15 protein-coding genes are annotated in these 14,726 nt (G+C 65.3%); 10 read left to right on the top strand and 5 right to left on the bottom strand.

Translation table 11 applies throughout. The features are described from left to right. The 3 genes from VIM95_RS20085 to VIM95_RS20075 all read left to right on the top strand — a co-directional run. Positions 1-671: SDR family NAD(P)-dependent oxidoreductase (locus tag VIM95_RS20085; RefSeq protein WP_331989287.1), on the top strand; the 671-nt coding region annotated here is incomplete at its 5' end. Beyond that, complete coding sequence (locus VIM95_RS20080; protein WP_331989285.1) at positions 668-1,108, top strand: nuclear transport factor 2 family protein; 441 nt, start codon at positions 668-670, stop codon at positions 1,106-1,108. The genes VIM95_RS20085 and VIM95_RS20080, both read left to right, overlap by 4 nt. Before the next feature lie 45 nt (positions 1,109-1,153). After that, positions 1,154-1,990, top strand: coding sequence for a ferritin-like domain-containing protein (locus tag VIM95_RS20075; RefSeq protein WP_331989283.1), 837 nt, complete (start codon positions 1,154-1,156; stop codon positions 1,988-1,990). Positions 1,991-1,994: 4 nt separating this feature from the next. On the opposite strand, the gene VIM95_RS20070 is transcribed toward VIM95_RS20075, so the two are convergent. The 4 genes from VIM95_RS20070 to VIM95_RS20055 form a co-directional block, all read right to left on the bottom strand. After that, positions 1,995-3,521 carry a cryptochrome/photolyase family protein gene (locus VIM95_RS20070; protein ID WP_331989281.1) on the bottom strand — a complete coding sequence of 509 codons (1,527 nt, stop codon included), beginning with the start codon at positions 3,519-3,521 and terminating at the stop codon, positions 1,995-1,997. Next, on the bottom strand, positions 3,518-3,673 hold the full coding sequence (locus VIM95_RS20065) for a DUF2256 domain-containing protein (RefSeq protein WP_331989279.1): 156 nt from the start codon (positions 3,671-3,673) through the stop codon (positions 3,518-3,520). Before VIM95_RS20065 ends, VIM95_RS20070 begins: the two co-directional genes overlap by 4 nt. Before the next feature lie 30 nt (positions 3,674-3,703). Further along, entirely contained in the window at positions 3,704-4,456 is a 753-nt protein-coding gene (locus VIM95_RS20060) for an SDR family oxidoreductase (RefSeq protein WP_331989277.1), read from the bottom strand. 156 nt (positions 4,457-4,612) lie between these two features. Next, positions 4,613-7,345 (bottom strand): TonB-dependent receptor, encoded by a 2,733-nt coding sequence (locus VIM95_RS20055; RefSeq protein ID WP_331989275.1) that lies wholly within the window; start codon positions 7,343-7,345, stop codon positions 4,613-4,615. A 326-nt stretch (positions 7,346-7,671) separates the two neighbouring features. On the opposite strand from VIM95_RS20055, the gene VIM95_RS20050 reads away from it, so the two are divergent. Genes VIM95_RS20050 through VIM95_RS20035 form a run of 4 tightly spaced genes read left to right on the top strand, consistent with a single transcriptional unit; the run spans position 7,672 to position 11,805 of the window. Beyond that, the gene (locus VIM95_RS20050; protein ID WP_331989273.1) at positions 7,672-8,937 is read left to right on the top strand and encodes a cyanophycinase; all 1,266 of its coding nucleotides are present in this window, start codon (positions 7,672-7,674) and stop codon (positions 8,935-8,937) included. A gap of 11 nt (positions 8,938-8,948) precedes the next feature. Next, a complete protein-coding gene (locus VIM95_RS20045; RefSeq protein ID WP_331989271.1) occupies positions 8,949-9,956 on the top strand; it encodes a GlxA family transcriptional regulator in 1,008 nt (335 codons plus the stop codon). 4 nt (positions 9,957-9,960) lie between these two features. Next, entirely contained in the window at positions 9,961-10,995 is a 1,035-nt protein-coding gene (locus VIM95_RS20040; RefSeq protein ID WP_331989269.1) for an arginine N-succinyltransferase, read from the top strand. 3 nt (positions 10,996-10,998) lie between these two features. Beyond that, positions 10,999-11,805, top strand: a complete 807-nt coding sequence (locus VIM95_RS20035; protein WP_331989267.1) for an arginine N-succinyltransferase — start codon at positions 10,999-11,001, stop codon at positions 11,803-11,805. Between the two features lie 15 nt (positions 11,806-11,820). On the opposite strand, the gene VIM95_RS20030 is transcribed toward VIM95_RS20035, so the two are convergent. Continuing rightward, the gene (locus tag VIM95_RS20030; protein WP_331989265.1) at positions 11,821-12,177 is read right to left on the bottom strand and encodes a helix-turn-helix domain-containing protein; all 357 of its coding nucleotides are present in this window, start codon (positions 12,175-12,177) and stop codon (positions 11,821-11,823) included. Positions 12,178-12,289: 112 nt separating this feature from the next. Here VIM95_RS20030 and VIM95_RS20025 point away from each other — a divergent pair, with 112 nt between their 5' ends. From VIM95_RS20025 to VIM95_RS20015, 3 genes are all read left to right on the top strand, one after another. After that, entirely contained in the window at positions 12,290-12,853 is a 564-nt protein-coding gene (locus tag VIM95_RS20025; protein ID WP_331989263.1) for a flavodoxin family protein, read from the top strand. 146 nt (positions 12,854-12,999) lie between these two features. After that, complete coding sequence (locus VIM95_RS20020; protein WP_331989261.1) at positions 13,000-13,464, top strand: MarR family winged helix-turn-helix transcriptional regulator; 465 nt, start codon at positions 13,000-13,002, stop codon at positions 13,462-13,464. Continuing rightward, positions 13,461-14,723 (top strand): MFS transporter, encoded by a 1,263-nt coding sequence (locus tag VIM95_RS20015; protein ID WP_331989260.1) that lies wholly within the window; start codon positions 13,461-13,463, stop codon positions 14,721-14,723. The genes VIM95_RS20020 and VIM95_RS20015 overlap by 4 nt, the downstream gene beginning before the upstream one ends. Positions 14,724-14,726: the final 3 nt, after the last annotated feature.

Below are 14,726 nucleotides of genomic sequence, written 5' to 3'. Positions count from 1 at the left end.
GTGCCGTGCTGGCGCTCTCGGCCCGCCGTGCCGACGCCTTGCGCGAGGTGGCGCATGCTTGCGGTGGGGCGATGGTGCTGCCGCTGGATGTGAGCGACGCTGCCGGCTGGCAGCAGGCCTGGCAACAGCTCTCCCTGCAGTGGTCAGCGCCCGATCTGGTGATCTTCTGTGCGGCCGACTACCACCCGCAACGTGCCTGGCAATTGGTACCCGACCAAACGGAGCGGACGGTGGCGACCAACCTCACCAGTGTCTACCATGGCCTGCATACCGTCCTGCCCGGCATGCTGGACCAGGGCAAAGGCGGGGTGGTGCTGGTGGCCAGCGTGGCCGGGTATATGGGTTTACCCAATGCGACCGTGTACGGTCCTACCAAGGCCGCGCTCATCAACCTCGCCGAGCTGCTCTACGTGGACCTGCACCCGCGCGGGCTGGGTGTCTACCTGGTCAACCCCGGTTTTGTGCGCACGCCGTTGACCGCCAAGAACAACTTCGCCATGCCCTCGCTGCAAACACCGGAACAGGCGGCCCAGTCCATCCTGGCCGGCTTTGCGGCCGGACGCTTCGAGATCAGCTTTCCCTGGCAGTTCACACTACCGCTCAAGTGGGCGCGCTTTCTGCCCTACCGCTGGCGCTTTGCCGCCCTGAGCAAAATTGCGGGACCGATATGAACGACATGCACACCCACTTCAGCGCCAGCCACCGTGCTGTACTCGACTGGTACCAGAGTCTCAACCCGGACCGACTGCAGCTACTGCCCTTGTTCTACCACCCGGAGGCCTGCTTCAAGGACCCCTTCAACGAGGTGCAGGGCCATGCGGCCATCACGCGCATCTTTGCCCATATGTTCGAAACCACGCAGCAGCCGCGCTTTGTGGTGCTGGAGCAGGTGACGCAAGGCGCGCAGCTCTTTGTGACCTGGGACTTCCACTTTGGCCTGCGGGGTAAGGACTACACCATACACGGCTGTAGCCGCATGCTGTTCGACGCCGAGGGCAAGATCACCCTGCACCGCGACTACTGGGACCCCGCCGAGGAGCTGTGGCAGAAGCTACCGCTCTTGGGCGGGGTGATCGCCTGGTTGCGGCGGCGGTTCCAGGCGCGTTGATTGCAGTTCTGCATTGTCGTCAGTTGATGTTTGCTTGAGGGAATCATGCTCTACCCGGAAATCTTCCAGTCACTTGAATCGGCCCGTTGGTCCCTGGCGGACGATGTGCCTTGGGATGCGTTCGATGCGGGTCTGCTCTCTGAGGAACAGGCCGTGACCATCAAGATGAACGCCATCACCGAATGGGCAGCGCTGCCGGCGACCGAGATGTTCTTGCGTGATAACCGCGATGACAGCGACTTTTCGGCCTTTATGTCGATCTGGTTCTACGAGGAACAGAAGCACGCCCTGGTGTTGATGGAGTACCTGCGGCGCTTCAGGCCCGAGCTGGTACCGAGCGAGGCCGAGCTGCATGCCATCCGCTTCGAGTTCGACCCCGCGCCGACGCTGGAGACCCTGATGCTGCACTTCTGCGGCGAGATCCGCCTGACGCAGTGGTACCGGCGGGCGGCGGACTGGCACAGCGAACCGGTGATACGTCATATCTATGACCTGCTGTCACGCGACGAGGCCCGCCATGCCGGGGTCTACCTCAAGTACATGAAGCGCGCACTGGCGCGGCAGGGCGATGTAGCGCGTTCGGCCTTTGCCAAGCTCGGTATCCTGATGGCCAGTCCGGGCCGGGCAGGCAAGCCCCTGCACCCGACCAACCTGCATGTCTCCCAGGCCGAGTTCCCGCGCGACACCATCCAGTCCCGCCTGCCCGACCCCGCCTGGCTCGAGCATTGGCTGGACCAGCAGATCCTGTTCGATGCCGATTGTGAGGCGCGGGTGGTGGGCGGCATATTGCGCAATCTCTCCAGCCTGTTCGGCGAGAAGTTCACCACGGTGGCCGAGCTCAAGCGCTACCGCAAGGCCTTGCCGGCCATGCAGCCTGCCTGAGTGATCAGAGCGTATCGAGCCGGGCGAGGTAGGACTCGGCTTGCGCCCGTACCGCCTGTTGCGTGTCGGCGTCGGTGTGCTGCCAGTGCTTGAGTGGCAGCGCCATGCGCGGGTTGTGCCGCAGGCGGTCGCCGTGGCGATCCAGAAAATGCCAGTAGAGCGTGTTGAATGGGCAGGCATCCTGCCCCACACGCTGCTTGGCGTCGTAGCGGCAGCCCTGGCAGTAGTCCGACTGCTTGCGGATATAGTTGGCGCCCGCCACATAGGGCTTGCTGCCGACGATGCCGCCATCGGCGTATTGGCTCATGCCACGGGTATTGGGCATCTCCACCCACTCGAAGGCATCGATATAGATGCCCAGGTACCAGGCATCCACCTCATCCGGCTGGCAACCGGCCAGGAGGGCGAAGTTGCCGGTAACCATCAGCCGCTGGATATGATGGGCATAGGCAGTCTGCAGCGATTGCGTGATGGCCTTGCGCAGGCAGGCCATCTGCGTCTCGCCGCTCCAGTACCAGGCGGGTAGCGGCCTTTCGGCCGCCAGGGCGTTGAGCTGGGCGTAGCCCGGCATCCTGGCCCAATACACGCCACGCACGAATTCCCGCCAGCCCAGGATCTGCCGTACAAAGCCCTCCACGCTTTCCAGCGGGGCCTTGCCGACCTGGTAGGCGGCCACCGCGGCCTGGATCACCTCGCGTGGATGCAACATCTTGGTATTGAGCGCAAAGCTCAGGCCGGAGTGGAACAGGGTGCCGGATGCTAGGCTCATGGCATCCTGGAACTGGCCGAAGTAGGGCAGGGCGTGGTCTATGAAGTGCGCCAGGCCGTCGCGTGCCTCGCGCCGGCTCAGTGGCCAAGGCAGTGCTTGCGCGCTGGGCTCGCCCATGGTCTGGACCCCGGCGGACTGGATCTCGACCCACAGTGCGAAGCGGTCATGCGCCTGCCAGGGCCAGGCGGGTGCCGGTGGCGTGCCGGGCCAACGGGCGCGGTTTTCGCTGTCGAAGTTCCAGCGCCCACCGTACGGCTTGCCATCTGCGCCCAGCAAGATGCCTTCACGTCTGCGCATCTCACGATAGAAGTGCTCCATGCGTGGCACCCGCTCGGCAAACTCGGCCGCCAATTCGCTGCGCTTGGCCAGGAAGTGGGCACTGTCGACTACCTTGCACGGTAGCCCCAAGTGGTTGGCGGCGTCTTCCAGGTCGGTTTCCACGCGCCATTCGTCCGCCTCCTGCCGCTCCCAGCGGCTCGCACCATAGTGGGCTGCCAGCCAGGCCAGATTGGCGGCAAAACTGTGGCGATTCTCGGTCGCGGAGATGGGCAGGTAGTGCACACGGTGGCCGGCTGCCTGCAAGGCCTCGGCGAAGCCGCGCATGGCGGCAAACAGGGCAAGCACCTTTTGCGCATGGTGGCGCACATAGTCGGTCTCGCTGCGCACTTCCATCATCACGTAGACGACCTGCTCGTCGCGCTCGCGGTACCAAGGGTGGGCGGCGTTCAGTTGGTCGCCCAGGATCAGCCGCAGCACCGTCATGCTGTGGCTTGCTCCCGCCCCCGGGTGCGGCGGCAGCGCTCCGAACAATAGCGGACCGAATCCCAGTCCCGGCGCCATTTGCTGCGCCAGGCAAAGGGGCGGCCACAGCTCGCGCAGAGCTTGGAGGGCAGGTGGGGTTTGGCGTGGGCCATGGGCGGAGGGGGCTCGGAGGCTGGCGGCAATCAGGCCTTGGGCAATGGGTGGATCAGGCCCTGCCCACCGTCCACGCCGACCGACTGCCCGGTGACCCAACTGGCGTCATCCGAGAGCAGGAAGGCGAGCATGGCCGCGATGTCGTCGCCCTGGCCGATCCGCCCCAGGGGGTTGGATTTGCCATGCTTGGCGGCGAGCTCGGGCGTACCGGTGAGCCGGGCCGAGAGGCGAGAGGCGGTGAGGCCTGGGTGTACGCAGTTCACCCGTATGCCGCGCTCGGCGTAGCTGGCCGCGGCACTGAGCGCCAAGGCATCGACCGCCGCCTTGGCCGAGGCGATGGCCTCGTGGTTGGGAAAGCCGGCGTGGGCGACCACGCTGCCGACCAGCACGGCACTGGCAGGGCGGCGCTGTGCAAGCTGCAGGGCGATAAAGGCCTTCAGCGCCCAGGCGGCGCTGAAGTAGTTGAGCCGCATCACCTGCTCCAGATCATCGTCTGAGGTCAGGTGCAATGGGCGGATCAGGGTGGAACCGATGCAATGGGCGAAGCCGACCACCGGCCCGACTTCGGCCTCGGCCGCAGCCAGCAGGCGTGCGGCCACTTCCGGGTAGCTCAAGTCGCCAGCCTGGATGGAGATCGGAACGCTGAGTGTCTCTGCCAGGGCGTTAAGCGCTGACTCATCCCTTGCGCTGAGTACCAGGGGCCGGCCGCTCTTTGCCAGCCGGTGTGCCAAGGCCGAGCCAACCGCACCGGTGGCGCCGGTGATCCAGATTGCTGCCATCATGCGCTCCTTTACTTATTGGTAACTATTTTTACCAATAAGTATTGATGGTGCAATCCCCGACTGTCGCCGCGTGGCGGGTAGGGGCGGCGATGCGGCCTGCTGGAATGAAAAGACCCAGGCAGCGCCTGGGTCGGGTCGGGGTGGTGGTATCAAGCCTTACTGGAAGGCATAGCTGGCCGACAGGTAGACCGTGCGGCCGCGCGGGTCGGTGTAGCTCGGGTCGTAGGTGGCCAGGAAGTAGTAGCCCTGGTTGGAATAGGGCGGCTGTTTGTCGAACAGGTTCTGGATGCCGACCCTGAGCTTGAACTGCTTGTTCACCTTCCAGGAGCCCGACAGATCCCACAGCGAATAGGACGAGACGTCCCGCGCCGGTAGTAGCTCGTCGGTATTCGGGTTGAAGGCCGTGTTGTGGTCGTGGTAGCCCGAATAGAAGGTGTTGCCCAGCGTCAGCCCTACCGCGCCGTATTCCCAGTCGGCCGAGAGACGGTGGCGCCAGCGCTGGATCACCTGGTCGTTGAGGAAGAGCCCGAGGTTGCTGCGGAAGGGCTCCTCCGGGCCGAACTGGCGCTTGTATTCCAGCACATAGGTGCCGCTCAGGCTGGCGGAGAAGCGGCCGTAGTCGGTGCGGGTGCCGCGGTAGTTGGCTTCCAGGTCCAGGCCCGAGGTCTTGAGCTCGCCCTGGTTCTGCTTTTGCAGCAGGATGTTGGTGATAAAGCCGTCGCTGTCGCGGGTGACCAGATTGCCGTACTTGGCCGGGTTCTCTAGGATGATCTGCTCGGTCAGGTCGCTGATCACGTCCTTCTTGCGGATGGCCCAGTAGTCGAGGCTCACGCTGGTGGTGCCGGTGGGCTCGACCACGAGGCCCAAGGAGAACTGGCGCGACTTCTCGGGCTTGAGATTGGGGTTGCTGCGGCGCTCCACCCGCCACTGGTCGGTACAGTCTGCCAGGGCGTTGCCGGCCTGCACGCAGGCAGTATCGGTCAGGATGGACGAGGTGCTGCCGAAGGAGGTCGGGCGGGTCAGCTCATTGATGGTGGGGGCGCGGAAGCCGGTACCGGCCGAGGCACGCATCAGCCATGTCTTACTCGGCTGCCAGCGCAGGCCCAGCTTGGGGTTGGTGGTGCTGCCCACGCCGCTGTAGTTGTCGTAGCGCAGGGCGAATTGCAGCTCCAGTGCGCGGCTGAAGGGGGCGTTCAGCTCGCCATACAGGGCCTTGACGTTGCGGCTGTTGCTGCTCGCCACCAGCGCGTCGCCGCTGGAACTGCGGTCGCCCTGGATATTGTTGCTGGTGAGTAGCGCCGAGGGCGTGAAGTCAGTGCTCTCGCGGCGGGCTTCGGCGCCCACGGCCATGCCCAGGCTGCCGCCATCGAGCTCCATCAGGCTGCCGGAGAGTTTGCCGTCCAGCGTGGTGGTGGTGCCCTTGGAGCGGCGGCCTTCGTCCTGCACGCGGATGCGGTTGATCAGGTCCCGGCCGGCCTGGGACGAGGCGCCGAAGGGGTTGATCTGCCCGCCGACCACGCCGGCCACAAACTCCTTGTAGAGGAAGTAGCCGTCTTCCATGGCATCGGTCACCTTGTTGCTGGCGCGGTTGACGGCGACGTTGTAGTCCCAGTCGCGCAGCGTGCCGGTGAGGCCGGCCACAAAGCGGTCGGCGTCGCTGGTCACTTCATTGGTGCGGTTACCGGCCTCGGTGGCGCGCAGGCGGATTTCCACCGTGCCGCTGATGGGCAGGGGCTTGGCCAGGAAGCTGTTGACGCTGGCCACCGGTACGCCGGTGATAGCGATGGGGTTGGGGCTCGCCACATAGCGGGTCTTGCTCTGGCTGCGCAGCGCCTCGGCAAAGAGCTGGGTGGTGTCGTTGAGCTGGAACACGCCACGACCCAGGAAGGAGAGCTTTTTCGATTCGGGATAGAGCTCGGTGTCCTGCATGTAGTCAAAACTGCAGGCCTGCGCCAGATTGTCGGCGGCGTACACGGTGGCCGGCGGGTTGCAGCCGGGGGCGTAGGGGTTGATGGTGCGCTCGGTCACCGTCTTGCCGCCGATCTGGTAACCCGCGGCGGTGAGCGCATTGCGCTGGCCGCTGCTGAGCCGGATATTGGCCGGGAAGGTGCGGCTGGACATATAGAAGGGCAGGGTGGTGGCCAGCGGGCGGTCCTTGAGGAAGTCCCGCTCGGTGGAGCGCAGCCCGCCCAGCTTTTGCGCGTCGAACACGCCGAACACATTGAAGCGGTCGCGGCCGATATCGCCATAGCCACCGCCCAGCGAGGCGGTGGTCTTGTCGGCGCCGCCTTCCTGGGTGCGGGCGGCGTAGACGTTCACGTCCGCGCCCTGGTAGTCCTTGCGGGTGATGAAGTTGATCACCCCGCCGATGGCATCGGTACCATAAATGGCCGAGGCGCCGTCCTTGAGCACTTCCACCCGGTCGATGGCGCCAGCCGGGATATTGTTGAGGTCCACGCCCGAGTTATCGCCGGGCGAGGCGAAGTTGGCCATGCGCCGGCCATTGAGCAGGATCAGGGTGGACGAGACGCCGATGCCGCGCAGATTGGCGCCGTTGAAGCCGCGCTGGCCGCCGGTGTTGTCGGTAATGCTGGCGCCATCGGTCAGCTGGGCGGCGTTGCCGCTGATGTTCTTCATGATCTCGGCCGCCGTGGTGGCGCCGGTCTTGGCAATGTCCTCGCGCTTGAGGGTCTGCACCGGCAGGGCGGCTTCGCCTGCCAGGCGCTTGATGCTGGAGCCGGTGATCTCGATCTTGTCCTTGGCGGCGGGTTCGTCCGCCTGGGCGTTGCCGGCGGCCAGACCCAGCAGCAGGGCGATGGCCCGGGCAGTGGGGCTGAGGGTGAAGCACCCCGGGGCGGGGCGATGGTGCTGCTGATTGCGCTTGCTCATCAAATCTCTCCTGGTCCGTGTGTTCGTTCCCTGCGATGCCGGCTGCCGGTTTTTTGCTGTCGTCGGGTGTTGGCCCGACAGGCGATGCATCGGTGGCGAACTCTGGGCACAGTTGTTTGACGGGGGTAGCCGGTGGCGGGGCTCCGGTCGCAGTCAGAAAAGATCCGGTCGCTTTCAAAGAAAATATTGTGGCGTGCAGCCCACGCCGTTTTCCTAAAAGCGACATGTGTTTTTGCGAGCATGGCGCGCGGCGCCGTGGTGCATGACAAGCCCTACCCGTCGCTGCCAAGATCGGCCCAGAACGATCCAACACCCAGAGATCACCCATGACTGTCCTCGCTACCGCTGTTCGCCTATTTCTGGCTGCTACCCTGTCTGCCGGTGCGCTGGCGCAAGCACCGCTGCCGGTTGGCAATGCGGCGCCAACGGGCTACGCCGTACCCATAGGCGGTGCGCTGTCATTCAGGAATGCCGAGGTCTGGGGCCGGCTGGTGCAGCTGGCGGGCGGGCAGGGCGCGCGCTTTGTGGTAGTGCCGGCGGCGGCTGGCAAGCCGGAGAAGGCCGGCGCGCAGATCGCCGAGGCGCTGAGCCGGGCCGGTGCGCAATCTGAAGTACTGCCGGTGGCGCCCAATTGGCCAGGCCGGCCGGCGAACGAGGCGGTGAACGACCCGGCGCTGGTGGAGAAGATACTGGCGGCGCAGGGCGTCTATTTTGCCGGCGGTGCGCAGGAGCGCATCGTCGATACCCTGGCCCCGGGCGGCAAGGCGACGCCGCTGCTTGATGCCATCTGGCAGGTCTACCGCCGTGGCGGTGTGGTGGCGGGCAGCAGTGCTGGCGCGGCCATCATGAGCAGCACCATGTTCCGCGACGCGCCCGATACCCTGCGGGTACTGCAAGGCGAATTGCGCGAGGGCCGCGAAGTGGCGCAGGGCCTGGGCTTTGTCGGCCCCGCCCTGTTTGTGGATCAGCACTTTCTCAAACGTGGGCGCATAGGCCGCATCCTGCCCATGATGGTAGCCAAGGGCTACAAGCTGGGCCTGGGGGTGGAGGAGAACTCGGCCGTGATCGTGCACGGCGACGAGGTCGAGGTGATCGGCGCCCGTGGCGCACTGCTGGTGGACCTCGCCGATGCCCGCCAGGACAAAACGCTGGGGGCCTTTAATCTAAAAGGCGTCAAGCTGAGCTATCTGGACCATGGCGACCGCTATGATCTAAAGCAGCGGACGGTGCTACCCTCGGCCGAGAAGCTGGCCGATACCCGCATCGACCCCAGCGCCACTGACTACCGACCCTATTTTGACAACCAGCCCTTCTACCCCGACATGCTGGGTGACAACACCATCGTGCATGCCATGACCAATTTGATCGACAACAAGCTGCCCGAGGTACATGGCCTGGCCTTTGCCGGCGAGCCGCAAGCGACGGATGCCAAGGGCCAGCTGGGCTTCAGCTTCCGGCTCTACAAGGGCCAAGGCAGCCTGGGCTGGTATACCAGCCGGCAGGGCGGCGAGGACTACACCGTGGCCAACCTCTACCTCGACGTGCTGCCGGTACGCATGCAGCGACCGCTCTTCCAGGCCTGGTCGGAGTAAGACGAGCTGCCATGAGCTGGGATACGCCCCCATCCGACAGCCCGCAGCGCTTCGGCTTTCTGCTCACTCCGGGCTTCGCCCTGGGCGGTTTGAGCGCTGCACTGGAGGTGATCACGGCACTGAACGAGCAGCTGGGCCAGGCCCGCTACCGTGCCGTGCTGCTGTCTGAATATGGCGAGGCGGTGGATTCGGCCCAGGGCGCGCAGCTGCAGGTGAGTGACAGCCTGCACGCTGGCAGCAGCCTCGACGCGCTGTTTGTACTGTGTGGCCCACCCCTGGGCGACAGATCCTGCAACCAGGGCCTGATCGATACCCTGCGTACCCTGGCGGCGCTGGGGGTGGTAATGGGTGGCATGGGCTGCGGCGCCAGCCTTCTGGCGCGGGCCGGGCTCTTGCGTGGCTATCGCGCCACCCTGCACTGGGAGCAGCTGGAAGACTTCGCCGAGGCCTATCCGCACTGCATCGCCTCGGCCAAGCTCTACGAGATAGACCGCAACCGCCTGAGTTGCGGCAATATCGGCGCGGCCGACATGCTGCTCAGCTGGTTAGGCCAGCGCCACGGTGGCAAGCTGATCAAGGAAGTGGCGGCCCAGCTGGGCATGGAGCGTATACGCCCGGCGGACGAGCGCCAGCGGCTGGGCAACGATGCCCGTGCGGCGGGTGGCAGCGCCCACCTTACCGAGGCGCTGGCGCTGATGGAGGCCAACCTTGAGGAGCCCTTGGCCACTGAGGAGATCGCCCGCCTGATCGGCGTATCGCGCCGGCAGCTGGAGCGGCTCTTCAAGCAGCACCTGGACGAGCTGCCCTCGCGCTACTACCTGGGCCTGCGACTCAAGCGCGCCCGCCGCATGCTGCAGCAGGGCAGCCAGTCGGTCATGCAGATCGGCCTCGCTTGCGGCTTTGCCTCCGGACCGCATTTTTCTACCGTCTACCGCGCCCACTTTGGCCGCAGCCCGCGCGATGAACGCGCCGAGCGGGTGGCATCGTGGCGCACGGATCCGACCTCCAACGGAGCATGAACCTTTGAGCACCAGCGGCTACCTCTTGCGTCCCTCATCGCCGGACGATCTGCCCGACCTGGAGCGCTTTGGCGCAGCCAGCGCCTTTGGCGTGAACTCGCTGCCCAGCGACCGCGAGCGCTTGCGGCAGAAGCTTTTGCTATCGCAACAGAGCTTTCAGGCCAAGGACGACCCAAGTGGCGAGGAGCGCTACCTCTTTGTGCTGGAAGACCGTGCCACCGGCCGGGTGATCGGCACCAGCGGCATTGCCGCTACGGCCGGCTTTCATGACCGCTTCTACAGCTACCGCAACGAATACCTGGTACACGCCAGCGAAGCGCTGGGCGAGGTGCACCGCCTGCATACCCTGCACCTGTGCCACGACCTGACCGCCTATACCCTGCTGACCTCGTTCTATATCGAGCCGGAGTACGAGCACACCCTGGCGCCACAGCTGCTGTCGAGGGCGCGCCTACTGTTCATTGCCGAATACGCCGATCGCTTCTCCGACCGTATCGCGGCCGAAAGCCCCGGTCTTTGCGACGAGCTGGGCCATTGCCCATTCTGGGATGCGGTGGGGCGGCGCTTTTTCAATATGGACTACCCGCAGATCGAGCAGCTCTGCGAGGGGCGCAGCAAGTCCTTCATCGCCGATCTGATGCCGCACTCGCCCGTCTATGTGCCGCTCCTGCCCGAAGCGGCGCAGTGGTCGCTGGGCCAGCTGCACCCGGACGCCGAGCTGCCGTTTTCCATCCTGCTCGACGAAGGTTTCGAGGCCGAGACCTATCTCGACATCTTTGACGGCGGCCCCATCGTGGAATCGCGTCTGCCCTTGATCAAGACCATACGCAACGGCTGGCACGGCCCGCTGCAGACCGCGGCAGATACGCCGGCCGGTAGCCCCTATCTGATCGTCAAGCCCGGGCTGGAGGACTTTCGCGCCACCATCGCCCCGGCTACCCTGGGTAGCGAGGGGCTCAGCGTGCCTGAGACGGTTGCCTCGCTCCTGCAAACCCAAGCCGGCGCCACGGTGCGTGCGGCACCATTAAAGTTGGGTTGAACCATGACCAGCGCGAACTATCTGCAGCTGACTTCCCGCCCCGCCCAGGCGGCAGACCTCGCGGCCCTGCAGGCGCTGCGAATGGACTTCTGCCAGCTGGCTGGCGAGCCTGATACGGCACCGACCCACGCCGGTGGCTTCTTGCTCACCGAGAATGCCGAGGGCCGGCTGCTGGGCTGTTTGCGGCTGACGGTCAGGGCCGGGCTGGACGCCCCGCGCTATGCCTACCATGTGGGCACCGTGGTGCATGCCGCCAGCGAACTGGGACTCTTTCAGCGCCAGCACACCTTGCTGCTGGGCAATGATCTGACCGGCTGTGCCGAGCTGGGCGAAGTGGCCTGGGACAACAAGACGCTCACGCCGGCCGAGCAGGCTCAGCTGCTGCGCCATATGCTGGGTGTGGCCTTGCAGGAACTGGCCCTGCAGTGTGCCAATAGCGGAGAGCGGCTGTTTGTGGAGCTGGCCGGTTTACGCGACCCGGCCGGGCAGGCGGTGTTTTGGCAGGGCATGGGCAAGCCCTTCTGCCGGTACGAGACGCGTGCCGCGCAGGCACGCTTTGGTGCGGATTGGCAGCGCCATGTGGCGGCTTTGCTGCCCAAGCACGCCATCTATGCTTCCTTCTTGCCGCATGCCGTACAGCGCAGCATAGGCCAGGCCGCGCCGCAGCTGCACTTGTGGCAGGCGGCCCTGGTCGAGGCGGGCTTCGCCTACGGCCAGCACGTACGCATCGACGACGGTGGTCCCATCTACGAGGCCGAGATCGACCTGCTCGCGCCTATCCGGGCAGCCCGCGCGGCGCTGGCGGGCTAGTGAGTAGGGGCGACGTCAGGCCGGCTCGGTTGCCTTGGTTTGTTCCTGCTCAGGCTGATCCTGCCCGTACCACTTCATGCCCAAATCATTCAGGCCGTTCAGCACGCCCTGCAGCTCCAGGCCGCGCTCGGTGAGTGTGTAGCTCACCTCGGGCGGGATGGTGGGCTTGTAGTCGCGCCGTACCAGGCCTTCTTCTTCCAGCATGCGCAGGCGCTCGGTCAGCACCTTGGCCGATATGCCGGGTATGGCGCGGTTGAGTACGCCAAAGCGCTGGCTGCCATTGCGGTGCAGGATGTAGAGGATATAGGTGGTCCAGTTGCCCATCAGCACCCGCATGATGCGCTGTACCGGGCAGGGGCTTTCGTCGTGCATGGGGAGACATCCCATTCTGCGTATGTGAGTTACTTACTTTATTGTAACTACTTACGAAAAGAAAGTGCGATATGTATAGTGCGCTCACCAATTCACTTTCATGGGAGCTGTCATGAGCGATATCGCCATCGTCTACCACAGTGGCTACGGCCACACCGCCGTTGTTGCCGAAGCCGTTGCCCGCGGCGTGGGCAAGGTCGAGGGTGCCAAGGTCACCTTGATCCCAGTCGAGCAGATCGACCAGCACTGGGACTTTTTGAACGACAAGGCGCAGGCCATCATCTTTGGCACGCCAACCTATATGGGCAGCGCCTCGGGCCAGTTCAAGACCTTTATGGATGCCTCGTCCAAGCACTGGGGCAAGTGGCGCGACAAACTGGCTGCCGGTTTTACCAACTCGGCATCGCAAAGCGGCGACAAGCTCGCCACCTTGATCCAGCTGAACATCTTTGCCATGCAGCACCATATGGTCTGGGTGGGCCTGGGCCTGATGCCGGGCAATAACAACAGCAAGGGTTCGGCCGACGACCTGAACCACCTGGGCTCCTTCCTGGGTGCGATGGCGCAGTCCAACGCCGACCAGGGCGCCGACGTGGCCCCGGCTGCGGGTAGCCAGCGTACTGCCGAGGCACTGGGCGAGCGGGTAGCGAACGCCGCCCTGCGCTGGAATAAGTAGTACGTTTCCTCGCCGCATCCCGCAAAAGAGAAAGACCGGCTTCGGCCGGTTTTTTCACGCCCATGGCGGAGCCGGACGAGCGGCGCTTGTTTGCGCAAAAGTAGGAAGGTAACCTGTGAAGGTAGCCTTCATATATTGGCAGCGCCATGAGCCCCCACCCCCACGAGCACGACCCGAGCTTTGCCCTGGCGGCCGAGCTGCGGCTTGCCATGACGGCGCTGGTGCGCCGCCTGCGCGACAAGGCCCACTTGGCCGACGACCTGACCTGGGCGCAGTCGCGCGTGCTATCGCGGCTGGAGGCAGATGGCCCAGCCACCGTGACCCAACTGGCCAAGGCCGAGGGCATGCGTTCGCAGTCCATGGGTGAGGTGGTGGCCGGGCTAAAGAACGGTGGCTTGGTCAGCGGCGAGCCCGACCCCAACGACGGCCGCCAGACCGTGCTCTCGCTCACCCCGCTGTGCCGCGACAAGCTGGCCGCCACGCGCGCCGCCCGGCAGGATCTGCTCTACCAGGCCATACAGGCCAAGCTGAGCGTAGAGGAGCAGCGCGAGCTGGCCCACGCCGTGGGCCTGCTTAAGCGCCTGGTGGACCTGGACGAGGGGCGGCCATGAACGAGATGTTCCGCTCGCTGCAGGGCTACAACTACCGCACCTGGGCCATGGGGGCGCTGGTATCGAACGTGGGCACCTGGATGCAACGTACCGCGCAGGACTGGCTGGTACTGGCCGAACTGACCCACCGCAATGCCACCGCCGTGGGCATCGTCATGTCGCTGCAGTTCGGCCCGCAGCTCTTTCTGCTGCCACTGACCGGCTATGTGGCGGACCGGTTCGACCGACGCAAATTGCTCTACATCACCCAGGCCACCCTGGGCGTGCTGGCGCTGGGCCTGGGCCTCTTGACCGTCACCGGCCTGGTGCAACTCTGGCACGTGTATGTGTTCGCACTGCTCCTGGGCTGCGTCACCGCCTTCGACGCACCGGCCAGGCAGACCTTTGTCTCCGAGCTGGTGGGGGAGGAGGCGCTGCCCAATGCGGTGGCGCTCAATTCCACCTCCTTCCACGCCGCGCGCATGATAGGCCCGGCGGTGGCGGGGCTATTGATCGCCTCTGTCGGTACGGGCTGGGTGTTCCTGGGCAACGCCCTGACCTTTGCGGCCGTGCTGTGGTCGCTCAGCCTCCTCAAGGTGGCGGAGCTGCACCCGCGCCACGGCGGGGGCGGCAAGGGCAAGGCGGGCATCATGGAAGGCTTTGCCTATGTCTGGAACCGACCGGACCTCAAGGCCGCTTTAATCATGCTGTTCCTGGTCAGCACCTTCGGCCTCAACTTCCCCATCTACATCTCCACCATGTCGGTCACCGCCTTCCATGCCGGAGCGGGGGAGTACGGTGTACTGTCCTCGGTCATGGCCATCGGCTCGGTATCGGGCGCGCTGCTCGCCGCCCGGCGCGGCAAGCCACAGATGGCCATCCTGCTGGCAGGCGCCGGCCTGTTTGGCCTCTGCTGTACCCTGGCCGCGGTGATGCCCAATACCTTCTTCTTCGGCCTTTTGCTCATCCCCATCGGCCTTTGCGCGCAGACCTTCATGGTATCGACCAACAGCATGGTACAGACCAGCACCGAGCCCGCCATGCGCGGCCGGGTGGTGGCCATCTTGCTGGCGGTGGCCATGGGCGGCACCCCGCTGGGCGCACCGCTGGTCGGCTGGGTGGCAGATACGATGGGCCCGCGCTGGTCACTTATGGTGGGCGCCGCCGCTGGGGCATCGGCCGCCTTGGTGGGGCTGCAGTATTTGCGGAAGTACCGGAATTTGCGCTTCAGCCTGGATGGCTGGCGGCTTAAGGCGAGTATGGACCCGGTGGAGGTTTGAGGG

It is taken from the genome of Chitinimonas sp. (genome assembly GCF_036568685.1).
Lineage (GTDB): Bacteria > Pseudomonadota > Gammaproteobacteria > Burkholderiales > Chitinimonadaceae > Chitinimonas.
Note: the sequence above shows the minus strand (reverse complement) of the source record. Positions and strands in the feature narration are given on the sequence as shown.